Annotated in this window: 20 protein-coding genes and 1 pseudogene; 6 read left to right on the top strand and 15 right to left on the bottom strand. The window is 58.6% G+C overall.

Annotation, left to right across the window (positions count from 1 at the left end; all coding sequences use genetic code 11):
* Nucleotides 1-169: 169 nt before the first annotated feature.
* Entirely contained in the window at nt 170-1,528 is a 1,359-nt protein-coding gene (locus tag P775_RS01985; RefSeq protein ID WP_099909387.1) for a hypothetical protein, read from the top strand.
* Nucleotides 1,529-1,927: 399 nt separating this feature from the next.
* Here the strand turns inward: P775_RS01985 and P775_RS01980 are convergent, their stop codons facing one another.
* A complete protein-coding gene (locus tag P775_RS01980; protein WP_099909386.1) occupies nt 1,928-2,125 on the bottom strand; it encodes a ferrochelatase in 198 nt (65 codons plus the stop codon).
* A 151-nt stretch (nt 2,126-2,276) separates the two neighbouring features.
* The gene (locus P775_RS01975; RefSeq protein ID WP_099909385.1) at nt 2,277-2,879 is read right to left on the bottom strand and encodes a L,D-transpeptidase; all 603 of its coding nucleotides are present in this window, start codon (nt 2,877-2,879) and stop codon (nt 2,277-2,279) included.
* A gap of 165 nt (nt 2,880-3,044) precedes the next feature.
* Here P775_RS01975 and dalA point away from each other — a divergent pair, with 165 nt between their 5' ends.
* The gene (gene dalA / locus P775_RS01970; RefSeq protein ID WP_099909384.1) at nt 3,045-3,596 is read left to right on the top strand and encodes a divisome-associated lipoprotein DalA; all 552 of its coding nucleotides are present in this window, start codon (nt 3,045-3,047) and stop codon (nt 3,594-3,596) included.
* A gap of 139 nt (nt 3,597-3,735) precedes the next feature.
* Here dalA and P775_RS01965 read toward each other — a convergent pair whose 3' ends face one another.
* The 9 genes from P775_RS01965 to hslO all read right to left on the bottom strand — a co-directional run bounded on the left by P775_RS01965 (nt 3,736) and on the right by hslO (nt 14,557).
* Nucleotides 3,736-4,242 (bottom strand): L,D-transpeptidase family protein, encoded by a 507-nt coding sequence (locus P775_RS01965; RefSeq protein ID WP_099909383.1) that lies wholly within the window; start codon nt 4,240-4,242, stop codon nt 3,736-3,738.
* 93 nt (nt 4,243-4,335) lie between these two features.
* The gene (locus tag P775_RS01960) at nt 4,336-5,553 is read right to left on the bottom strand and encodes a class I SAM-dependent RNA methyltransferase (RefSeq protein WP_099909382.1); all 1,218 of its coding nucleotides are present in this window, start codon (nt 5,551-5,553) and stop codon (nt 4,336-4,338) included.
* 71 nt (nt 5,554-5,624) lie between these two features.
* Nucleotides 5,625-6,152: a P-loop NTPase family protein gene (locus P775_RS01955; protein WP_099909381.1), complete on the bottom strand. Its 528-nt coding sequence runs from the start codon at nt 6,150-6,152 to the stop codon at nt 5,625-5,627.
* Nucleotides 6,149-7,993: an ABC transporter ATP-binding protein gene (locus P775_RS01950; protein WP_099909380.1), complete on the bottom strand. Its 1,845-nt coding sequence runs from the start codon at nt 7,991-7,993 to the stop codon at nt 6,149-6,151. Before P775_RS01950 ends, P775_RS01955 begins: the two co-directional genes overlap by 4 nt.
* The gene (locus P775_RS01945; RefSeq protein WP_099909379.1) at nt 7,990-9,831 is read right to left on the bottom strand and encodes an ABC transporter ATP-binding protein; all 1,842 of its coding nucleotides are present in this window, start codon (nt 9,829-9,831) and stop codon (nt 7,990-7,992) included. Before P775_RS01945 ends, P775_RS01950 begins: the two co-directional genes overlap by 4 nt.
* Nucleotides 9,828-11,672, bottom strand: a complete 1,845-nt coding sequence (locus tag P775_RS01940; protein WP_099909378.1) for an ABC transporter ATP-binding protein — start codon at nt 11,670-11,672, stop codon at nt 9,828-9,830. Before P775_RS01940 ends, P775_RS01945 begins: the two co-directional genes overlap by 4 nt.
* A gap of 143 nt (nt 11,673-11,815) precedes the next feature.
* A complete protein-coding gene (locus P775_RS01935; RefSeq protein ID WP_099909377.1) occupies nt 11,816-12,970 on the bottom strand; it encodes a CCA tRNA nucleotidyltransferase in 1,155 nt (384 codons plus the stop codon).
* Entirely contained in the window at nt 12,967-13,563 is a 597-nt protein-coding gene (locus P775_RS01930) for a CoA pyrophosphatase (protein ID WP_099909376.1), read from the bottom strand. The genes P775_RS01935 and P775_RS01930 overlap by 4 nt, the downstream gene beginning before the upstream one ends.
* Entirely contained in the window at nt 13,556-14,557 is a 1,002-nt protein-coding gene (gene hslO / locus P775_RS01925; RefSeq protein WP_099909375.1) for an Hsp33 family molecular chaperone HslO, read from the bottom strand. Before hslO ends, P775_RS01930 begins: the two co-directional genes overlap by 8 nt.
* A 77-nt stretch (nt 14,558-14,634) precedes the next feature.
* Between hslO and P775_RS01920 the strand changes: the two genes are divergently transcribed.
* Nucleotides 14,635-15,069 carry an NUDIX hydrolase gene (locus tag P775_RS01920; protein WP_099909374.1) on the top strand — a complete coding sequence of 145 codons (435 nt, stop codon included), beginning with the start codon at nt 14,635-14,637 and terminating at the stop codon, nt 15,067-15,069.
* On the opposite strand, the gene P775_RS01915 is transcribed toward P775_RS01920, so the two are convergent.
* Complete coding sequence (locus tag P775_RS01915; protein WP_099909487.1) at nt 15,060-16,295, bottom strand: PP2C family protein-serine/threonine phosphatase; 1,236 nt, start codon at nt 16,293-16,295, stop codon at nt 15,060-15,062. The two genes, P775_RS01920 and P775_RS01915, sit on opposite strands and share 10 nt — an antisense overlap.
* A 199-nt stretch (nt 16,296-16,494) precedes the next feature.
* Between P775_RS01915 and P775_RS01910 the strand changes: the two genes are divergently transcribed.
* Nucleotides 16,495-16,830 carry an Hpt domain-containing protein gene (locus P775_RS01910; protein ID WP_099909373.1) on the top strand — a complete coding sequence of 112 codons (336 nt, stop codon included), beginning with the start codon at nt 16,495-16,497 and terminating at the stop codon, nt 16,828-16,830.
* Nucleotides 16,831-16,919: 89 nt separating this feature from the next.
* On the opposite strand, the gene ilvA is transcribed toward P775_RS01910, so the two are convergent.
* Together ilvA and P775_RS01900 are read right to left on the bottom strand one after the other, a co-directional pair.
* Nucleotides 16,920-18,143: a threonine ammonia-lyase IlvA gene (gene ilvA, locus P775_RS01905; protein WP_099909372.1), complete on the bottom strand. Its 1,224-nt coding sequence runs from the start codon at nt 18,141-18,143 to the stop codon at nt 16,920-16,922.
* A gap of 39 nt (nt 18,144-18,182) precedes the next feature.
* On the bottom strand, nt 18,183-18,935 hold the full coding sequence (locus P775_RS01900; protein WP_099909371.1) for a hypothetical protein: 753 nt from the start codon (nt 18,933-18,935) through the stop codon (nt 18,183-18,185).
* A gap of 127 nt (nt 18,936-19,062) precedes the next feature.
* Between P775_RS01900 and P775_RS01895 the strand changes: the two genes are divergently transcribed.
* On the top strand, nt 19,063-20,304 hold the full coding sequence (locus P775_RS01895) for an argininosuccinate synthase (protein ID WP_099909370.1): 1,242 nt from the start codon (nt 19,063-19,065) through the stop codon (nt 20,302-20,304).
* 691 nt (nt 20,305-20,995) lie between these two features.
* Here the strand turns inward: P775_RS01895 and P775_RS01890 are convergent.
* Nucleotides 20,996-21,154: pseudogene (locus tag P775_RS01890) on the bottom strand (transposase domain-containing protein); the annotation flags it as partial.
* Between P775_RS01890 and P775_RS01885 the strand changes: the two are divergent.
* Nucleotides 21,127-21,471, top strand: a 345-nt coding sequence (locus tag P775_RS01885) for a hypothetical protein (RefSeq protein WP_218967606.1), incomplete at its 3' end; no start/stop codon positions are given. The pseudogene P775_RS01890 and the gene P775_RS01885 overlap by 28 nt on opposite strands.

Genomic DNA, 21,471 nt, shown 5'->3' with positions numbered 1-21,471 from the left:
GCATCGCTGTAGAGATGCTTTGACACTGAATTGCCATCAGCATTGTAAGGCTGGCTCTATCCTCTGCCTTGCCTGCGCTAGAAACGGAATTTCTTTTATAATTTAAAAGCTTACCTAGATAATGTCCGAGGGTTGAACTTTGGTGCCGCTTATCTTGTCAGGAACGTAGATGATGGATGCCGACTTTGCGACGGCCAGTCTCCACGAGACGGCGTACCGTCGTGTACCGCGCGTGAAAGAGAAGTATCGTGCGACAGGATACCTCGAAGGCTTCGATGCGACCACGCTCTGGTTCGATGCGGTTTGGCGCGACGGAGTGGTCACACTCGTTTGCCCAAGACTCAACAACCTTGCGAGTCTTTTCAAGCAGGGGGTGTTCAGCCTTGATGGAAAAGAGGTATTGCCCCGTATTGCCCACTATTACCGTCATTGCATGGTGACGCTGAAATCTCCCCTACCAGCGAAACACGTTGCATTGCGAATTGGCGACAGTGTGATCGAAACGACCGTGCATAGTGCAGAACCCGAGCGTTTCTGCGGCCGCAATGTGATCGTGACGATGTCGAAGAATAACGAGCTGGCCTGGATCGAGGATTTTGCCAAGTTCCACGCAGACACCCAAGGCGCGGAAGCGATCATTTTCATCGATAACGGTTCAGACCTCTACGGGATGTCGGAAGTTCAGACCGTTCTTGAACGAGCGGGCCTCGATGCTCTGGTTCTGCGCTCTGAACTTCCTTATGGGCCACACGGCAAAAAACCCTATGCAAATACAGAGCTCTTTCTTCAGACATGTGCCCTGAACGCTGTACGGATGCGATATCTTTCGTCAGCACGGGCCGTTCTGTCCTGTGATATCGATGAATTGATCATATCACGCGGGCCGGACACTGTTTTCCAGTCGGCTGCAGAAAGTTGGTTCGGCTACAAGCGTTTCGAAGGCGTTTGGAGGTATGCGAGGCCCAGCGACGAGGATGTTGTTCGTCATAGCGATCATACCCTGTCAAACCCGGCAAAGAAAGCCTGTCCTCCCAAATGGTGTCTGCGCCCGGACGGGCCGCTGAAAGACCTTCAGTGGCGCTCCCACGAACTGGAAGGTTTCCACCTGAACTGGGTGTTCCGCACCAAAACGTTTTACTACCTTCATTGCTTTGACATCACAACGGGATGGAAGCGTGGCGCGAATGTCCATGACTACTCCAAGCTCGAGGTCGCCAGTAAAGCGTCAGACCTCGTGGGCATTGCCGAAAATCAGCCACAGGTGCGGAGTGGACGTTCCAAGCCGCTCATCGGGGGGTATCCTCAATATGCGTATCGTGGCATGCGCGACGCGGTGTTGCGGCGATTTGTTCGAACACCCTGGCCATGGCAAATTGTCGGAACAGCCATAGCCCTGCTTTGCTGCATCCTCTTTTTCGGTGATCTTGACGGCAACTGGTCCGAGACCGATTTTGCGATGCTTATTCGCACGATGGACAACAGCAAGCAGATGCATGTTATGCTGAACCGTGTCGACACCTGGTTCTAGCGAAGATCGCAACAGCACCTCTTGCCTATTTCGGCGGCGACGACACGATATGGAATTGGCGGTGTCTGATCGTGAACGATTTGCAGGGGAAATGCCGAGGAGTTCAGTGGCCTTGCTCTGGCTATCCTCCATAAAAAGTCATGCCGCACCTGAGAGGCCTTCGCTTTATCCCCGCGAGAATCATTACCTTGCGCATGTCGGGCGTGCTGCCGCCTTTCCCTGAAATGGCGCAAGCGTAGAAATATTTCCCGCCCAATTTGCGAGTCACTGTAGGCCGAAGCTGCGTCCAGGTCCATGATCTGAACACCTCTGACGTCACGCGAACGGGCTTGAAGCAGCCAAAGAAAAAGGCGGCGCTTTCGCACCGCCTTTCGTTTTTTTCCAACTTTGCCGTATGGCTTAGTTGTTGGCTGCGACTGCTGCTGCAACCAGGGCGAGCAGGATCAGCGGAACCAGGATGCCCGAAGAAGACGACGCTTGCTGGGTCTCTTCAACGACCACAACAGGCTCCATCACAACGTCATCTTTTGCATACGAGCCGGCCATTGCGGAAGTGGCAGCACCGGTCATTGCGGCGGCGAGAGCGAGTTTCTTCATAGTATCCTCCAGATATTCGCCTGTCGTTACCACACACGGGCAATGTACCGACAGGCAGCCAAGACTTACCTCGTGACTCGTTCTATGCAGCAAAATTATCAGAATGCAAACTCATCTTAAGAGTGCCCCTAACCCCGCCCGCAGAATGTCGTCAAATTAGCAACACCTGTGTACCGACTGCGGCCAGTTGATAAAGCTCTTCAACATGTTGGTTGTAGAGACCGATGCATCCGTTGGACGAACGGCGCCCGATTTTGCGTGTGTCCTGGGTTCCGTGAATACGGTAATACTGCCAGCTGAGGTGCATGGAACGGGTGCCCAGCGGGTTGTCAGGACCGGGGGGAACATAGTCGGGCCACTCGGGATTGCGGATCTTCATCGACGGGGTTGGACGCCAGTCGGGCGAGGGATCCTTGAGGGTAATGCTGGTGCGGCCACGACGCGTCAGATCCTCGGTCAGAGGAACCGAGGTGGGGTAAAGCTTGTAGGTCTGCCCGTCTTGTGACCAGTAGTGCAACGCACGGCTGGTGGTATCGACGAGAATTGCACCATTGTTCAGGTTGCTGAAGTAGGGATGCCAGTCCAAGGCGCGAAAGCTCGAAATATTGCGGCGTGCCGCGCTGGAAATCTCGCGCTCAATCTCGACCGTGCCGGGACCGTTGACATCCTGGGCAAGCGCGGGTGTGCCGAGCATCGCAGCTGTGCCGGCCAGAAAGGCTCGGCGATTGAAAGTCGGTTTTACCGATTTCGACATGTCATCGACTCCATAGTTGCAGGAAATATTAAGACGATAATATGACTTGAATGCCGCAGTCGCAAATCAAACCCACGTTAGAAGGCCGGCTCACGCTGATGTGGGTTTGATTGGCAACGCCCGTCGCGATAAGGCAGGGAAGAATTAACTTCAGGTGGCTCGCTCATGACGCGGATTTCATTTCTACTGATACCTCTCGTGCTGGCCCTTGGCGCCTGTGCATCGGCCCCTGTGGCCCCAACCATCGGACCAGACGGCAAACCGCTGCCACAGGTCTATCGCATCAACAACGCGGACGAGGCCCGGATCGATTTCCGAATGCTGGATGCAGTGAATTCCCTGCGCGAAGCATCGGGGGTCCCTGCCCTGCAGATGAACGCCGCGCTGAACGCTGCCGCAGCCACCCATTCGCGCGACATGTCGGTGCAGAATCGTCCTTGGCATTTCGGCTCTGACGGATCGTCGCCCATCGACCGGGTGCAGCGTGTTGGCTACACCGGCATCATGCTGGGCGAAAACATCTCGGAAACTTACGAGACCGAGTTGGAGACGCTGGCCGCCTGGATGGAAAACAAGGCGACACGTGACGTGATTCTTGACTCCAATGGCCGCGATCTAGGATTTGCATGGTTTCAGGAACCCAATGGCAAGATCTGGTGGACGCTGCTTGTGGGCGGCACGTCGTTGTCATCAATCGCTATCGCGCCCGGATCCTGAGGCCCTGACGCACGGGCTGAGTGGATTTTATTTAACGTCAAACGGCGGCACCAGCAGGTGCCGCCGTTTTTACATCAGACGTTCGAAACAGTTCATATGTGCCCTGCATGCGCGGCCCCGAGGCCACTTATGCGTGGTTTCACGGATTGATCGTGATCGGGGTGCCGTCCCGCACCATGGCATAAATTTCCTCGATTTCTTCATCCGTGACGGCAATACAGCCCCAGGTCCAGTCGCGCAAACCGTTCTGGTACTGTTTAGGTCGGCCGTGGATAAAGATATCGCCGCCCGGGCTCTTGCCCAATTCTTCGGCCAGAGCCCGGTCAAAAACGTTTGGATAGGATACGCCGATCGACAGGTGAAAGCGTGAATTCGGATTACGCCGGTCGATGATATAGGTGCCCTCGGGAGTCTTGCCGTCGCCCTCGACCCGTTTGTGCCCGGTGGGCGCAAAGCCCAGACCAATGTCATAGGCCCGCAGCACCCTTTGATCATGCAGCAGGTAGAGCTTGCGAGACCCTTTCTGCACCACGACATGGGTCACCGCGGGACCATTGTAGGTCTCGAATTTGCTGCTGCCACAGCTGGCCAGCGTCAGCGCCAGCAGCGCCAGCAGCGCCAGAATCAGAAACCTGGAAAATCTCATGTTGTTTTTGCCCGCTCGATTTTTTTACCCATCTTAGCGTGAATCCGGGCCTCAAAACAGGGGCATGATGAGAGATCACGCGTGGTTTACCGATCAGCGCAGCGACAGGCTCGCGACAATTTCAACATGGGTGGACCAGCGGAACTGATCAACGACCTGCACCCAGTCAAGACTGTAGCCCGCCGCGACCAAGGTCGCGCAGTCGCGCGCGAATGTCACCGGATTGCAGGACACATATGCCACCTTTGGCACCCGCGCGCGCGCGATCTGTTCGATCTGCGCCTGTGCACCGGCGCGCGGTGGATCGATGACAGCGACATCAAAGGTCTTCAGATCTTCAGGCAGGAGCGGATTGCGGAACAGATCGCGCCGCTCCACACTCACAGGCTTGAGGCCTTGCGCATTGCGCTTGCCCTCGTCCAGTGCCCGCAGCATGTCACCTTCGCTTTCCACTGCGTGGACCGCAGCGGTTTCTGCCAGACGCAGGGCAAAGGTCCCGCAGCCGGCAAACAGGTCGACAACGCGGTGCGCGCCTTTTGCGATCTCTTGCACTCCGGCCCAAAGCGCGGCTTCGCCTTCGGGGGTGGCCTGCAGGAAGGTGCCCGGCGGGGTCACCACCTTGGCCTTGCCGATTCGCAGCGCGGGCGGGCGGCTGAGCAATGCGACCTCTCCGTCCCAGCTGATTCGGGGCAGGTCATGCTGCCGTGACAAATCGCCAAGGTCGGATTGCAGCTGTGCGTCCAGAGGCTTGCCGCCCTTTACCGCGATGTCCAGCCCGTCATCAGTGCGCGTTATCATCACCGACAGTTCACCCTTGCGGCTGCCGGACAGCACGGCCAGTTGTTCGACCACGGGCAGGGCGGCTGAAATGTCGGGATGCACGAGCAGGCAATTCGGCACAGCAACCACAACATCCGACGCACGCATGTGAAAGCCGGCAAGCGCGCCCTTCTTGGTGCGCCGCGCGGAAAAACTGGCGCGGCGGCGGGTGCCCGAAGGCGATGTGACGGTCGCGCGCAGATCTGTTTCCAGCCCATGTGCGTGCAGCGCCTGCCGCACCACGCCCTGTTTCCAGTCGGCGACAAAGCTGTCGCTGGCATGTTGTAGCTGGCATCCACCGCAAGACTTTGCATGCGCACAGGGAGGCTTGATTCGGTCAGTAGAGGGCGTGACGATCTTGGGCGCGGCCATGACGCCGCCGATAATTTCGCCCGTGACCTCTTCACCCGGAAGGGTGCCGGGCACGTAAACAGGCCCGGATGCGATCCCGTCCCCCTGATAGCCCAGCCGTTCAATGTGCAATGTGTTCATGCCCGCCTCTTGCCCGGTTTCAAGCGCTGCGTCGAGAGGGTGTGATGCCGCCGACCTATATCGGCGCAAAGTTATCCCCGATGCAAAGTGGCCTGCGCGATCGCATTCACAAAATGGCGCACCCCCTTGGATGATGTTAGGTGGAACACCTCTGTCCCCGGTCCGGCCTTCGGGATCAGGGCAAGGTTCTGCGCACGGTTCGTGTGGCGCGTGTCCCAGATCCATTTCCAGAACTCCAGATTGAACCGTTCCGGGCACCCTTCGGGCAGGTCGGGCCGTGTCTGTCCGTAATGGCGCAGGGTCCGGCGAAACACCCGCCAGGCCCGCAACCATAAAGGCAGATCCAGAATGATCAGCGTGTCGGCCCGCAACAAGCGATGATCATAGGTACGCGACAGCCCGCCCTCAAAGATCCAGGCTTCACCTGCTTCAACTTCCGTGGCCATGGCGACCTTTTGAGCTTTCGGACGCTCCACCCAGCCACTTTGCCAGTGGATCATGTCAATGTGGATCACCGGCAGTCCGGTGCGTTCGCCCAGCCTGCGGGCCAACGTGGACTTGCCAGAGCCCGGCTGACCCACGATCATCACCCGCCTCACTCTGCTGCCTCCTGCGCCCCCAGAAAACCGCCGGACTGCCGGTCCCAGAACCGGGAATAAAGACCCTTGCGTGCCAGCAGATCCGAGTGACGTCCCATTTCGACAATGCGGCCCTGATCCAGCACGATGATCCGGTCCATCTGGGCGATGGTGGACAGGCGATGCGCAATGGCTATGACCGTTTTGCCCTGCATGACCTGTTCCAGCGCTTCCTGAATTTCGGCCTCGACCTCAGAATCCAGCGCACTCGTCGCCTCGTCTAGAATCAGCACCGGTGCGTCCTTGAGGATCGCGCGGGCAAGCGCGATGCGCTGACGCTGACCGCCGGACAGCTTCACGCCGCGTTCACCCAGCCGCGCAGCATAGCCGGACCGTCCCCGGTAATCCTGCAGCGTCAGTATGAAATCATGGGCAGAGGCGCGCCGTGCGGCGTCAAACACCTCTTCATCGCTGGCGTCGGGGAGACCATACCGAATGTTGTCCAAGGCCGAGCGATTGAACATCGAGGTTTCCTGCCGCACCACGGAAATTTGCTGGCGCAGCGCCTCTTGGGTCAGATCACGGATGTCGATACCATCGAGCAGAATGCGGCCCTGTTCCACATCGTAGAGCCGCAGAAGCAGTGACACGATTGTCGACTTACCTGCCCCAGAGGCGCCCACCAGACCAATTTTTTCGCCGGCGCGGATGGTCAGGTCCAGATTCTGCAGCGCCGTCATCTCTCCGCCATAGGCAAATCGGATGCCTTCAAACGTGATCGCACCTGGGCCGCTGGCCGTTTCGGCGGCGCCGGGCCTGTCAGTGATCTCGTGCGCCGGGGCGAGGGTGTCGATACCATCCTGAATTTCGCCGAGGTTGGTGTAGATCGAGATGGCAACGCGACCGATACGGTTGGTCAGCTGACTGAGCCGGGTGGACACCATCGCGGTCATGGCAATATCGCCAGCTGTCGCGGTGCCAAGGGTCCAGAGGTAAAGCGCACCGAGAATTGAGAACAGCGGCAACATCCCGCCCAAGGTCATCAGCACCATCCGAAAGATCGACGACAGCTCACCAAACTCCAGCGCCTTGGCGCGAAACGATTCGAGTTCACGCAGGGTGGCACGATCCTCGTAAGCATTGTGAGCAAAGAGTTTTACCGCAGCGACGTTGGACAGGGTGTCGACGATCTGCCCGGTCACCTGCGTGCGGGCGCCAGCCCGCGCTGCCGAGCGGACCTTCACCCGAGGGATGAAATAGCGCAGGGCAAAAATATATAGCGCGCCCCAGACCACGAAGATCAGCAACAGACGCGAATCGATACTGGCCATGAGCAGAAGCGAACCGCCAAAGACAGCTAGCGAGTAGACGCCCACATCGGCAACTTCGGTCACGACATCCGTCAATGCGCGCGAGGTTTGCAGGGCCTTCTGGCTGATGCGGCCGGCAAAATCGTTCTCGAAATACCGCATGGAATGGCCAAGCGTGTGCCGGTTCAGGCGGCTGAGCACGAGCGGGAAAAGATGCGGGCCTATGAGGATGCTGGTGACGCCGGCGTCGGCGGCGAATAGGATCGGTCGCACGATCAGAAAAAAGATCACGCCAAACAGGATCACGGGCCAGAAGGTCAGCCAAAACCCTGGATTGGCGGCGGAGGTGCCGTCGATAATCCAGCCCGTGAAAGAAGCTGCGACAATTTCGGAAAGGCCGGCCGTGAAGGTCACTGCCAATGTCAGCGCGATCGCCGGTCCCGAACCGCTGAGCGCCCATTTGACAAAGGGCCAGAGCGCCTGCGGCGGGGCGCCGTCGGCCGGCGCGAAGGGATCGATCAGCCCCAGAAACCAGCGGTATGCACGCTTCATTCCGCCGCCTCCTTGCCGTCATCATAGCCGATGAATCCGCCGGACTGACGGTTCCAGTACCGGGCATAAAGACCGTCCTGGGCCAGCAGATCATCATGGCTACCAATCTCGACCAGCCGACCCTGATCCATCACCACTATCCGGTCCATGCTCGACAGCGTCGACAACCGGTGGGCGATGGCAAGCACAGTCTTGCCCTCCATAACCCGTTCAAGCGCTGCCTGAATCGCGGCTTCGACCTCGGAATCCAGCGCGCTTGTCGCCTCGTCCAGGATCAGGATCGGTGCGTCCTTGAGGATGGCGCGAGCCAGGGCGATGCGCTGGCGCTGTCCGCCAGAGAGCTTCACGCCGCGCTCGCCAAGGTGGGCGTCATAGCCGGTGCGCCCCTTGTGATCCGACAGCCTGAGGATGAAGTCGTGGGCCTCTGCCTTTTCGGCGGCGCGCTGCACGTCCTCTTGGGTCGCATCGGGGCGGCCATAGCGGATATTGTCCCGAGCCGAGCGGTTGAACATCGCGGTTTCCTGCGTGACCATGCCGATGTTGCGGCGCAGGCTTTCCTGCGTCACGTCGCGGATGTCTGTCCCGTCGATCAGGATGCGCCCCTTTTCGGCATCGTAAAGCCGCAGAAGCAACGCCACGAGCGTGGATTTTCCCGCGCCCGAGGCGCCGACGATACCCAGTTTTTCACCCGCCGCGATGCTAAGGTTGAGATGAGCAACCCCGCCGGTTTTGCGGCCATAGGCGAAACCCAGATCATCCAGCGTGATCGCCCCCTGCACGGTCGGCAGTTCAACCGCAGTTTCGGAATCAAGAAGGGTGTGTGCGGGGGTCAGCGTGCGCATGCCATCCTCGACCTCGCCCATATTGGCATAAAGACCCATGAGCGTGAAACTGACCCAGCCGGTCATCTGCGCCAGTCGCAGCGCAACCGCCCCGGTGGCAGCAATGTCGCCCGCAGTGATCAGGCCCAGCGACCAGTACCAGAGCGCGCCACCGACCAACAGCACAGGCAACACTCCGGCGATCGTCATCAGCCAAAAGCGAAACGTGACGGACAAACGCCCGAAATCGAGCGAGGTGTCCCGGAAAGTATCCATCGCGCCAAGGGCGGCGCGGTCTTCGTGATCGGCATGTGCGAAAAGCTTGACGGTCTTGATGTTGGTCACTGTGTCCACGACCTGCCCCGTCACCATCGCCCGCGCCGCGGCACGGGTTTCCGACAGGCTGCGGATGCGCGGCATGAAATAGCGGATCATCAGAAGATAGCCGACAATCCAGACCACCAACCCCAGCGCGATGCGCAGATCGACTGTGCCCAGCATCAGAACCGCGCCCAGAACCGAGGCAAGCGCAAACAGAACGGTCTGCACCATCTCGACCACGGAATCGGTCAGCGCACGAGCGGTCTGCATTTCCTTCTGCGCGATGCGCCCGGCAAAATCATCATCGAAAAAAGTTACGGACTGACCCAGCGTGTAGCGATGCAACCGCGACAGGACGAGGTTGAACACGTTAGGCGCCACGACGATGGATTGCAGGTAAGAGTTCGCACCGAAAATCAGCGGGCGCAGGATCAGAAAGAACAGCAGCGAAAAGATCAGCACTCCGGTCTGATCGGAAAACACCTGATCCGCCGAAGACCCCAGCGCGGCGTCGACCACTTTACCAAGGATCAGCGCAGCCATCACCTCGACCACGCCGGCAAGGATAGAGACAACCGAGGCGATGCTCAGCGCCGTGCCACAGCCCGCAAGGCTCCAGCGCACAAAGGGCAACAGGCGGCGGGGGGGCGAGCCTGCTGCCTCGGCAAAGGAATCGATCCAGTTGGACGGTTTCATGGCGTGCCTTCGGTATCTGTGTCCAGGAACCCGCCTGACTGACGGGACCAGAACCCTGCATATAGGCCACCTCGAGCCAAAAGCGCGTCATGGCTGCCCTGCTCTACGATGCACCCCTCGTCCATCACCAGAATACGGTCCATGTGCGCGATGGTGGACAGACGATGAGCAATAGCGATCACGGTCTTGCCCTCCATCATGCCGTAAAGCGTGTCCTGAATCGCGGCTTCGACTTCGGAGTCAAGCGCGCTTGTCGCCTCGTCCAACAGCAGGATGGGCGCATTCTTGAGGATGACGCGGGCCAGTGTGATGCGCTGGCGCTGACCCCCGGACAGTTTCACGCCGCGTTCACCCACAAGCGCGTCATAGCCGGTATTGCCATGGCTGTCATGCAGGCTAAGGATAAACTCATGCGCCTGCGCGCGCTTGGCGGCCTCGACGATCTCGGAATCTAGTGCGTCGGTCCGGCCATAGCGGATATTGTCGCGCACCGACCGGTGCAACAATGCAGAATCCTGCTGTACCATGCCGATCTGCTGGCGCAGACTGTCCTGCGTGACATGCGCGATGTCCTGTCCGTCGATCAGAATGCGGCCCCGCTCCGCATCATAAAACCGCAAGAGCAGCTTGACGAAGGTCGATTTCCCGCCCCCCGAGCGCCCCACCAGACCAATCTTTTCACCCGGCTGGATGACCAGAGAGATGTCATCAAGACCACCGGCATCCCGTCCATAGTGATGCGACAGGCGGTCAATATCGATCTCACCATTGGTGAGGATCAGCGGCGCTGCGTTCGGTCCATCGGTCAGCGCAATGGGTTGGGCAATGGTTTCCATGCCCTCTTTCACGACACCGAGTTCCCGGAAAAAGCTGGTGAGAGCCCACATGATCCAGCCGGTCATCGCATTGAGCCGCAACGCCAGAGCGGTGGCGGCGGCAACAGCCCCGGTGCTGGCCGCGCCCTGCATCCAGAGCGCAAGGGCAAGGCCGGTCACGCCGACGATCAGCAGACCATTCAAGGCCACCAGCGTGACATCCATGATCGTGTAGATCCGCATTTCCGCCTGAAACGTACTTCGGGTCTTGTCTATCGCTTCCTTGGCATACAGGATTTCCTGGTCGTGATGGGCGAACATCTTGACTGAATGGATGTTTGTATAGCTGTCCACCACCCGCCCGGTAACAAGGCTGCGCGCATCCGAAGCCGCCTGGGACGCGGGGCCGACGCGGCGGATGGTCCAGACCATCAGCACCGCATAAAGCCCAAGCCACAGGATCAGCGGGATCATCAGCCAGAGATCAGCATGCCCAAGAAGGACAAGGGCGCCCACCACATAGGCCAGCGAAAAAGTGATGGCATCAAAGATCTGAAACACTGCCTCGCCCGCTGCTGGCGGGGTCTGCATGATGCGGTTGGCGATACGGCCAGCAAAGTCATTCTCGAACCAGCCGACCGACTGGCGCAGGACATGGCGGTGCGACCGCCAGCGGAACAGCGTACCAAGGTTGGGCATGATCGTGTTGTTGAGGATCAGCACATCCAGAGCCTGCAGCGCCGGGCGTATCAGCAGGATGAACAGGGCAAGCAGGATCAGCGCGGCACCGTGACTGTCCCAGAACTGCGCCGGATCGCCAGAGAGGATATCTACCACCCAGCCCATGACCCAGATCAGCCAGAGTTCGACCGCTGCGACAACAACCGACATGACACCCGCAAAGACAAAGACACGGCGAAAGGGTCGCGCGTAATCCAGCATGAAGGGCAGCAGCTGCGTCGGCGGCGTGTTGGTTTCGGGATAGGCGGTATAAGGGTCCACCAGATTTTCAAAAAAGCGGAACACAGGCAATTTCCTTGTAGGAATCGGTCAGGTGTCAGGATGGGCGGACCATCCCCGATTGAGGATTAAATGACCATGGCAGACGGGTCAGATTTATCTGCGCCTGTTGCGGCTGAGTTCAATTCGTCGGCATGCACCTTACGCCGTCAGGGCTGATCAAGAAGATCCTGACAGCTCAGCACAAAACCCGACGCGATCCAGAGCCGCTCCATCTGGGTAAGTCGCGCCCCAAGCTCTGGGCCGGAATAGGCCGGCATGAGGTCCTGCGCCCTGACCGGAAAGCGTTGTTTTGCAGCGTATTTCGCAGATGCAAGCGTGCTCGGTTCAAACGGCTGTTCCAGAAGGGCCGCACGCAACAGCAGAATGTCACGCGCGGCATCAAAGCCATAGCGGTAGCCAAGCTCGGCCGGGGACATGCTGTTACCGACGCCTTCGGACAGCAACGCCAGCTGTTTCTGAGCAGCGCGCGAGAGGCGCAGGCTGGCACCGTCGACACGGCCCAGCACGGCAAGACGGCGCAGGGAATCTGGCGCGGTTCCGCTTTGTTCCTCGGCATGGATCAGAAGGGGAAGCGCTGTGGCAGACGAACCGGGCAAAAGCCGCGTCAGCACACCGGTCTGCGCCATTGTCGCAAGGGCAGCCCCGGGATCAGGCGCACCAAGCAACTTGGTCAGTTCCGCACCGATTCGTTCGCGGGACAGGTTTTCCAGACCCTCGAGATTGCCTGAAATGGCGGCCAGCGCCTCTGGGTCAAAACCGAGGGTGGGATCGCCATACCAGGCGGTGAAGCGGAAAAACCGCAGTATGCGCAGGTAATCCTCTCGGATGCGGCGAGCGGGGTCTTCGATAAAGCAAATGCGGCGGGCCATCAGATCGGGCAGGCCGTTCAGCGGATCGAGTATATTGCCCGCCGCATCCGCATAGAGCGCGTTCATGGTGAAATCGCGGCGGCGGGCGTCCTCGACCAGATCAGTGGAAAAGCGCACGACGGCGTGGCGGCCATCGGTGTCCACATCGGCGCGGAACGTCGTGACCTCGAATCCCGCACCACCCGAGACAACGGTGATCGTGCCATGATCAATGCCGGTGGGGATCGGTTTCAGGCCGACAGCTTTGGTCAGGCGCATCACCTCTTTAGGATGCGTGTCCGTTGCAATGTCCACATCCGCCACAGGTTCGCCAAGCAGCGCATTGCGCACGCAGCCGCCCACCACATAGGCCTGATGCCCCGCGCCGGTCAGCGCGCCAAGCACCGCCTGCGGCGCCGTTGCAGTCAGCCAGTCAGCGGTGATTCGATTCACGTCGTCATGCGATCGGCAAGTCCACGCAGGATTCGCGCCGTCGCCCCCCAGATGTAATAAGGACCATAAGGCACCGTGAAATAATGCCGCCTCTGCCCGCGCCAGCGTCGAAACTGGATGCTGAATTTGGCCGGATCGGTGACATGAGAAAAGGGCACGCGAAACACCTCTTCAACCTCCCCCGGCTCAGCTACAGGGGTGAAGGGGCCACTGATCAGCCCGACGACCGGCGTCATGAGAAAGCTTGTCACCGTCTCATGCGTCGGCAAAGTGCCCAGCAGTGTTACTTGATCGGAATTCAGGCCAATCTCTTCACGCGCCTCACGCAGCGCTGCGGCGACGACGTCGGCGTCGCCCTCATCCTGCTTGCCGCCCGGAAAGGCGATCTGACCAGGATGATGCCGCAAAGCGGATGAACGTTTGGTCAGGATGAGTTCAAGGCCCTGCGGCCCCGCAATAAGTGGCACAAGCACCCCGGCGGCGCGCAGTTTGCGCCCTTCGGGCAGCACGGCGCCGGGATTGAGTTCAAAGTCCGACGACGCGCCGCTCTGGCGGGCCAAGGCCTGCCGCAGCGCGTCGAGTGGATCAGCCATCAGAAGCGCTTTCTGCCTCGAATCCCACGGTTTTGGGATCAAGGTCGTAATGCGCGCCGCAGAACTGACAGTCAGCGGTCACACGGCCATCGTCCGTTGTCATCTTCTCGATGTCTCGGGCCGAATAGATCGAGAGGCTCTGGCGAACCTTCGCCTCGGAACAGCTACAGCCGAATCGCACCGGAAGCGCATCAAAGACACGCGGCTGTTCTTCGTGAAACAGACGCACCAGCAGGTCGGTTGGCGGCAGATTCGGACCGATCAGCTCCATCTCCTCAACCGTGTTGAGCAGAATGTTGGCACGGCTCCAGTTCTCTTCCTCGTCCCCTTCAACAAGATCGCTGGCCTGCAACAGGCCCCCGGCACCCGAGCCACCCTCGCCAGGAAGTTCCTTGGCGAAAGGCGAAGCCTTGGGCATATGCTGCAGCATCACGCCGCCGGCACGCCAGTGTTCGGGCTTGCCCGGTTCCGTCACGCGGCCAAAGCTGAGCTCAAAGCGCGTGGGCAACTGTTCGGACTGAGCAAAATACGCCTCTGCACAATTGGCGAGCGTCTTGCCATGCAGCGGGGTGATGCCCTGATAAGGCGTCGTGCCCTCTCCCTGATCCAGCAGAACGGCAAAATAGCCCTCGCCCAACTGTTCCATTGGCGTGGCGTCGGTTAGACGATCAGCGTCAAAGCTGGCATAGGCCCGGATGCGTGCCGGGGTGCCGTCCTCTTGCGGGCCATAGAAATCGGTGGCGATCATGCGGACGGGGCCGTTGGTCTGAACCTGAAGCGACAGCTTCCAGCGCAACTTGATCGTCTCGCCGATCAGCGCGGTCAGGACAGACATTTCCGCCACAAGTGCCTCGACCACCGGGGGGTAGTCGTGTTGTTTCAGGATCCCGTCCAACACGCCGTCAAGTCGCGCGACCCGGCCACGAATGTCCGAGCGGTCAAGCTGAAAGGGCAGGACAGTGTCGTCCCAGGCGAGTTTCATTCCGGTAGTCATGGGGTTTCCTTATCTGCCGCGAGTTGGCATATCGCTTCGATATAGGCACAACAAGGCCGAGTCCAAGGGGATTGCCCATGACAAGACGATTCGGAGAGGCGCCGGAATCTGGTCGCCACTATACGCTGCGCCCTGGCGTCTATGCGATCCTGCCCCGCGACGGCGCGCTGCTGCTGACCTATCAGGCTGAACCCATGCCGGAATTTCAGCTGCCCGGCGGCGGCATCGACCCCGAGGAATCCCCGCTGCAAGCGCTGCATCGCGAAGTGTTCGAGGAAACCGGCTGGCGCATCAATGCGGCGCGGCGGCTGGGCACATTTCGGCGGTTCACCTTCATGCCAGAATACGACCTCTGGGCGGAAAAGCTGTGCACGATCTATCTCGCGTTTCCCGTCCGCCGTCTGGGTCCGCCAAGCGAGGCGGGCCATCAGGCCGTCTGGATGGCGCCTGACCTTGCCATAAGCGAATTGGACAACCCCGGTGAGCGGCATTTTCTGCGACGCTACCTCTGAAGAACATCAAATTCGAACAGGGCCGCGGAAACATCGTCCTGCAGACCAACGTCCGTTGCCATCTGCGCGTTGAGCCGCCAGAAGAGATCATCCAGGAACTCTGGACCGTTACTCGAACCTCCGCAGGACTGTACCAAGCCAAGCAGACCCTCTTCACCCAGCATGGAACCGTCTTTCAGACGCGCCTCTGTGAAGCCGTCGGAATACAGCAGCAGGCGATCACCTGACATCATGATCAGATCCTGCCCTTCGTAGGTGGCCTGTTCGATAAGCCCGACAGGCAGACCACCAGTGCCCAGAAACCGCGCTTCGCCATCCGCACGCAGCAAAAGCGGCGGCGGATGGCCAGCTTGGACCATGCGCAACTGACCAGATTTCAGGTTTGCTGTGAAATACAACAGCGTCATGTATTCCGAGATGCCGGGATCATGCGCGAGCCGTTCGTTGAGTAGATGCGCCACCTCTTCGGGCGCCCGAAGCGCGTAAACACCTGCGGTGCGCTGAAGTGCAAGATTTTGATCTGGATAGCTGCTGCTGAGATAGCCCGCGACCCGCGCGGTGATAAGCGCTGAGGTGATGCCGTGGCCGGAAACGTCGATACTGTAGGCACCAATATGGTCAGAGTCGGGGCTGAACATGCCCACCAGATCCCCGCCCACATGCCCGCAAGGCTTAAGCAGCAGACTCATCCGCGACGTACCGAACTGGCCCATGCGTCGCGGCACCAGTGCCTCTTGGATGCGGCGGGCCTGACGCAGGTCGGCATCAATGGCGTCATAAACGGCCTGCAGCTTTGCGAGCGTCTCTGAGATCATGCGGTTTTTTTCGCTCAGCTCCCGCTCCATCGACAGGACACGGGTGCCGGCTTTTATGCGCGCACGCAGCTCTTCCGCGTTCACCGGTTTGGTCAGAAAATCGTCGGCACCGGCATCCAGGCCAAGCGCCACAGCACCCTTTTCGGATTTAGAGGTGAGCAGGATGAAATAACCATAGCCATCACGGGGCAGGTCGCGGAACCGGCGGCAGAATTCCAGCCCGTCGATGCCGGGCATCATCCAATCCGACAGCACAATATCGGGCGACAGGCGTGCGCATATGTCGAGGGCCTCCTCTCCGTTGGCCGCATGCAGGACCTCGAACCCCCAACGCTCCAGCATGATCGTCAGGATCTTGAGCTGAACGCGGCTGTCGTCGACAACAAGCACGCGTTGCAGGGCCACCGGCAGCGGCCCCTGCGCAGCCAAAGAATTTGGCGAAGCATTCAAATGAGGCCCTCTCCGACAGATTGTCGCCTTTTCCTGATGCCGTTACTAGGGCGGGGGATTTAACAGCCGGTGAAGCGTAAAAGTCGACTTACCTCTTTGCGGCGGCTAATCCCCTGTTCACCATTTGCCTTCAGACTTGGAGAGATCTGGAGGAAGTGGCATGATCGACTGGACCCGAATCCGGGAATTGCGCGACGAGATCGGTCAGGATGATTTTCAGGAGATTGTCGATCTGTTCCTGTTCGAGGTCGAGGATACTATAGCTGAACTGGACGCGGTCAGCGGAAATGCCTGCCTGCTGGAGCAGAAATTGCACTTTCTTAAGGGCAGCGCGCTGAACCTTGGCTTTGAGGCCTTGTCACGGCATTGCCGCGCCGGGGAGCGCGCCGCAGCAAAAGGCAATCCAGAAGATGTTGATTTCGCTCAATTGAAAGATATTTTCATGAGGTCCCGCGCGGCGTTTTTTCGGGAGGTCAAGACCCAGCTCGCGGCGTGAACATTCCACCCCGCCTGTAGCCAGAACGTGGCAGGTGGCACGCCCAAGCTATGCCTCAGTCACAAAGGCGGTCTTTTCGTTCAGATCGATCAGATCAGAAACTGTGCCAGCACCTCATCATCCGTGATGTCCTGATAGGTGAAACCAGCGGCGTCGAGCTTGGCAAAGAAGCTGGCGAAATTGGCCGCATCCGTCGTTTCGATGCCGATCAGAACCGAGCCAAAATTACGCGCGGATTTCTTGAGATATTCAAACCGAGCAATGTCATCCTCGGGGCCTAGAACATTTAGGAAATCCTTGAGTGCGCCTGGGCGCTGAGGCAGGCGCAGTATGAAATACTTCTTGACGCCCGAGAACCGCTGAGCGCGTTCTTTGACCTCTGGAAGGCGTTCAAAATCAAAATTCCCGCCTGAGGTGACACAGACTACGGTTCGACCACGGATGGCCTGTCCCAGATCCTTGAGCGCATCCACAGCCAGCGCGCCGGCCGGTTCCAGAACGATACCTTCGACATTCAACATCTCAAGCATTGTCGTGCAAAGACGATCCTCGGGGATGGTCAGGGCATTGGCGAGGCCGACGCCCTTGAGCCGGGCAAAGGTCCGTTCGCCGATCTGGCCCACGGCGGCGCCATCGGCGAAGGTGTTGACATGATCCAGTTTCACCGGACGGCCGGCTTGCAGCGCCGCACGCAGGCAGGCGCCGCCAAGTGGTTCGACGAAACTGTATTGGATGTCGCTACCAAAGTAGCTGAGCGTGCCGGCAGACAATCCGCCACCACCGACCGGTATCACGATGTGATCCGGGGCACGGCCCAGCTGTTCCTCGATCTCGACTGCGACCGAAGCCTGGCCTTCGATCACATCCTCATCATCGAAAGGAGAGAGGAAATGCGCGCCTTGCTCGATGCAATAGACTTGCGCTGCGCGTAGCGTGTCATCGAAGTAATCGCCTGTCAGACGGATCTCGATCGCATCACCGCCAAAGATGCGGGTTTTCTGGATCTTTTGCTGCGGTGTGGTGACAGGCATGAAAATCACGCCCTTTTTGCCAAAGTGGCGACACATGAAGGCAACGCCCTGTGCGTGATTGCCCGCCGAGGCCGCAACAAAGCGTTCAGCGCTCTGCTTGCGCATGGCGTTGAACGCACCGCGCAACTTGTAGCTGCGCACAGGTGACAGATCTTCGCGCTTCAGCCAGATATCTGCGCCAAAGCGGTCTGACAGATGGGCGTTGCGCAGCAGCGGTGTTGCCGGAAACACAGCGCGCATGGCGGCGGTGGCGACTTGCGCCTTATCCTGAAAATCACTCATCCCCGTTCTGTGACCCAGCGCGGCGGATTTCGCAAGGCATCAGTCGATTGGACGTTTTTCAATGAAATGGCCGAACAGTGTCGTCAGTACCGAAATCCCGATGATCGTGGCGAACCAGTTGACCACAAGCCCGTAGATCAGACTGATCAAGGAATTGGGATTGCCGCTGAGCATGGTGGGCAGCTGCAGGAGAAAGCTTGCCCCGACCACCAGAACAGAAAGGACAAGAATGGTGCCACTTTCGCCCTTGGTCGCACGCCAAGCGTCGGAAAAACTGATTTTTGTGCCCAAGGCGGCACCCGGAAGCATCACTCCGAGGCGAAAGAACAGATAGGCGCCAAGTCCGATTAGCACAAAGGGCAGCAGAAACAATAATCCCGGCAAGCCCGTTGCGATCAATCCGAAGGGGATTGAAGCCAGAGTGACACCGACCACAACGACGATGCCCAAAAGTATCGACCGCCCAAGATACCCCAGCATGTTGGGGCCATGCCAACGCGGCAACCACCCGTTTGGATATTCCTCAGCCAGAACAAAGCGGTGCCAAGCGACAGCGATCCAGAGGCTGGCAATAATCGCTAGGATGGCAAAAATCAGGTTCTGCGTGACATAACTGCCGGAAAGGGTCGGCATATCGATGCCATCGACCTCTGTCATCACCGGCGGGTTCATATAGGTAGCTACCTGGCTCGCCGCGAGCACAAGATACAGGACAAGCGATATGCGCAGCGCATGATCGATATTAGTGAAGACAAGCCGCACCGAATGCGTGAAAATCTGCCAACCCTTCATGTCGTTCTCCCTTCGTCTGATGCGGAGTCAGGGCTAACATGCACCAACTGTGTGGGATAGGGGCAATACTTGCTGTTGTCTGCAAAAGCGGATACTCCGCGCGCCAGACCTTGCAGAGGAAACGCCCATGCCCGCGCCAAAAACCGCGCCTAAAAAAGTCGTTCTGGCCTATTCCGGTGGCCTTGATACCTCGATCATTCTGAAATGGCTCCAGACGGAATATGGTTGCGAAGTCGTGACCTTCACCGCTGATCTGGGCCAGGGCGAAGAGCTGGACCCGGCACGCAAGAAGGCCGAGCTTCTGGGCATCAAGCCCGAGAACATTTACATTGAGGATGTTCGCGAGGAATTTGTGCGCGACTTCGTCTTTCCGATGTTCCGCGCCAATGCGGTTTACGAGGGGCTTTATTTGCTTGGCACATCCATCGCGCGGCCGCTCATTTCAAAGCGCTTGGTGGAGATTGCAGCCATGACGGGCGCTGATGCGGTGGCACATGGCGCAACCGGCAAGGGCAACGATCAGGTGCGGTTCGAACTGTCGGCTTATGCGCTCAACCCAGAAATCAAGGTGATCGCGCCTTGGCGGGAATGGGACCTGACAAGCCGGACCAAGTTGCTGGCCTTTGCCGAGGAAAACCAGATTCCGATCGCCAAGGACAAACGCGGCGAGGCGCCGTTCTCTGTCGATGCGAACCTGCTCCACACCTCATCCGAGGGAAAGGTTCTGGAAAATCCGGGCGAAGAAGCGCCCGATTACGTCTACCAGCGCACCGTCGCCCCCGAAGATGCACCTGATACACCAGAAATGGTGGAGATCACCTTTGAAAAGGGTGATGCCGTAGCGATCAACGGCGAGGCGATGTCGCCTGCAACAATCCTGACCAAGCTGAACGAGCTGGGCGGCAAGCATGGCTGTGGGCGGCTCGATTTCGTCGAAAACCGGTTTGTGGGCATGAAGTCGCGCGGGATCTACGAAACACCGGGTGGCACCTTGTTGCTCGAAGCACACCGTGGGATTGAGCAGATCACGCTGGATTCCGGTGCCGGGCACCTCAAGGATTCGATCATGCCGCGCTATGCAGAGCTGATCTACAACGGCTTCTGGTTCAGCCCGGAACGCGAAATGCTACAGGCCCTGATCGACAAATCGCAGGAGCACGTGACAGGAACAGTGCGGATCAAGCTCTACAAAGGCTCTGTCAGCACAGTGGCACGCTGGTCCGATCATTCGCTGTATTCAGAGGCGCATGTGACCTTTGAAGACGACGCCGGTGCTTATGATCAAAAAGACGCGCAGGGTTTCATTCAGCTGAACGCATTGCGGCTCAAATTGCTGGCGGCGCGCAACCGGCGGGTGAAGTCCAAGTAAGTCCCCTTTACAACACCACGGATAACGCCTCCCAAAAAACCTCGCCAGAAAGGGAAGCGTTATCCGATCCGATAAATTCCAACTCTCAAAACGAATAGAGCTGCCCAACCCTAAGGTCGAGCAGCTCTATTGGCGCCGTCCGCTCCGCAGCCTGACGACGCCTGACGACAATCTAAGATGATGGTGGCCATCAGTAGATTGCAGTCAACCTTGATTGGGCCGGTATCATACGGCTCCAAAAATGTTTCGCCCCTTCTAACATTCCTCAGCACATGCGCGCACTGTTAGAAACGAAGGGATCTGTGAATAGTTTCAGAACAAACAAAAAATAATCTTCGTTTCTGTCGCGCCGTTGCCTAACCAGTCTGTTCACAAACGCTGCAGCTCATTACATTTTGGTATACGGAGAACAATATTGTCTCAAAGAGAGTCTCTACGAAACGATCTTGTGAAAACCGTCTTATATTTTTTCTGACATTGTTGCGACAACCCGATCACAATCAAAATTTTCTACTTCCATGCGTAATATTTTAACTTTATATTGAGGCTTTCACAACCTTTCTCGGTTTCTGCTAGCGCATAAATTGGGCGAAAACATGCTCACAACACCTCCTCGCGTGTTCTGTTCAGCAGTGCATTACCGCGTCGAGAATCGTAAGCGGGAAGGCATGGCCGTTCATGGGTTTTAGTTTCACGGCCTGAGGGCATCGATTTCAGCACTGGGCCATTGGTTGGCGATGCGCTCCAATGTCCGCGTCAGCCAGGCTGCAGGATCGACTTCGTTGATCTTGCAGGTCTGCAGGAGCGTTGCGATGGTGGCCCATGTCCGCCCTGCGCCATCGGAAGCAGCGTCATGATGCCGGGCGACTGTGTTTTGACGCGGTTGTCACCTATCGGTCTCACCCGCTTTGCGGCCAAACAGTTGAAATTACAGGATCGGTTGAGCACGACTTTTGTCGTCATCTTTTGATCCGCCAAGATCATGGTGGGGCATTTTATCTTCCGGCCTGGATGATCACACCTGAGGCCGGATCAATCAAGCCTGTCGATACTCCACGCTTACCTCTTGAACGGTTGCGTGATCTTCGCGCGCTGCTGGATCTGCCTTTACACTCCCGTGAGGACGAATTGGTCAGCACAGGAGATGTCGATGCCACAACCCCATCA

Source organism: Puniceibacterium antarcticum (assembly GCF_002760615.1).
Classification (GTDB): Bacteria; Pseudomonadota; Alphaproteobacteria; order Rhodobacterales; family Rhodobacteraceae; genus Puniceibacterium; species Puniceibacterium antarcticum.
The sequence above is the reverse complement of the archived record's forward strand: the minus strand, read 5'-3'. Positions and strand labels throughout refer to the sequence as shown.

Coding starts and splice junctions, on each gene's coding strand:
- P775_RS01985 (WP_099909387.1), top strand. CDS start 170: ATGATGGATGCCGACTTTGCGACGGCCAGTCTCCACGAGACGGCGTAC.
- P775_RS01980 (WP_099909386.1), bottom strand. CDS start 2,125: ATGAAGAAACTCGCTCTCGCCGCCGCAATGACCGGTGCTGCCACTTCC.
- P775_RS01975 (WP_099909385.1), bottom strand. CDS start 2,879: ATGTCGAAATCGGTAAAACCGACTTTCAATCGCCGAGCCTTTCTGGCC.
- dalA (WP_099909384.1), top strand. CDS start 3,045: ATGACGCGGATTTCATTTCTACTGATACCTCTCGTGCTGGCCCTTGGC.
- P775_RS01965 (WP_099909383.1), bottom strand. CDS start 4,242: ATGAGATTTTCCAGGTTTCTGATTCTGGCGCTGCTGGCGCTGCTGGCG.
- P775_RS01960 (WP_099909382.1), bottom strand. CDS start 5,553: ATGAACACATTGCACATTGAACGGCTGGGCTATCAGGGGGACGGGATC.
- P775_RS01950 (WP_099909380.1), bottom strand. CDS start 7,993: ATGAAGCGTGCATACCGCTGGTTTCTGGGGCTGATCGATCCCTTCGCG.
- P775_RS01945 (WP_099909379.1), bottom strand. CDS start 9,831: ATGAAACCGTCCAACTGGATCGATTCCTTTGCCGAGGCAGCAGGCTCG.
- P775_RS01930 (WP_099909376.1), bottom strand. CDS start 13,563: ATGGCTGATCCACTCGACGCGCTGCGGCAGGCCTTGGCCCGCCAGAGC.
- hslO (WP_099909375.1), bottom strand. CDS start 14,557: ATGACTACCGGAATGAAACTCGCCTGGGACGACACTGTCCTGCCCTTT.
- P775_RS01920 (WP_099909374.1), top strand. CDS start 14,635: ATGACAAGACGATTCGGAGAGGCGCCGGAATCTGGTCGCCACTATACG.
- P775_RS01910 (WP_099909373.1), top strand. CDS start 16,495: ATGATCGACTGGACCCGAATCCGGGAATTGCGCGACGAGATCGGTCAG.
- ilvA (WP_099909372.1), bottom strand. CDS start 18,143: ATGAGTGATTTTCAGGATAAGGCGCAAGTCGCCACCGCCGCCATGCGC.
- P775_RS01900 (WP_099909371.1), bottom strand. CDS start 18,935: ATGAAGGGTTGGCAGATTTTCACGCATTCGGTGCGGCTTGTCTTCACT.
- P775_RS01895 (WP_099909370.1), top strand. CDS start 19,063: ATGCCCGCGCCAAAAACCGCGCCTAAAAAAGTCGTTCTGGCCTATTCC.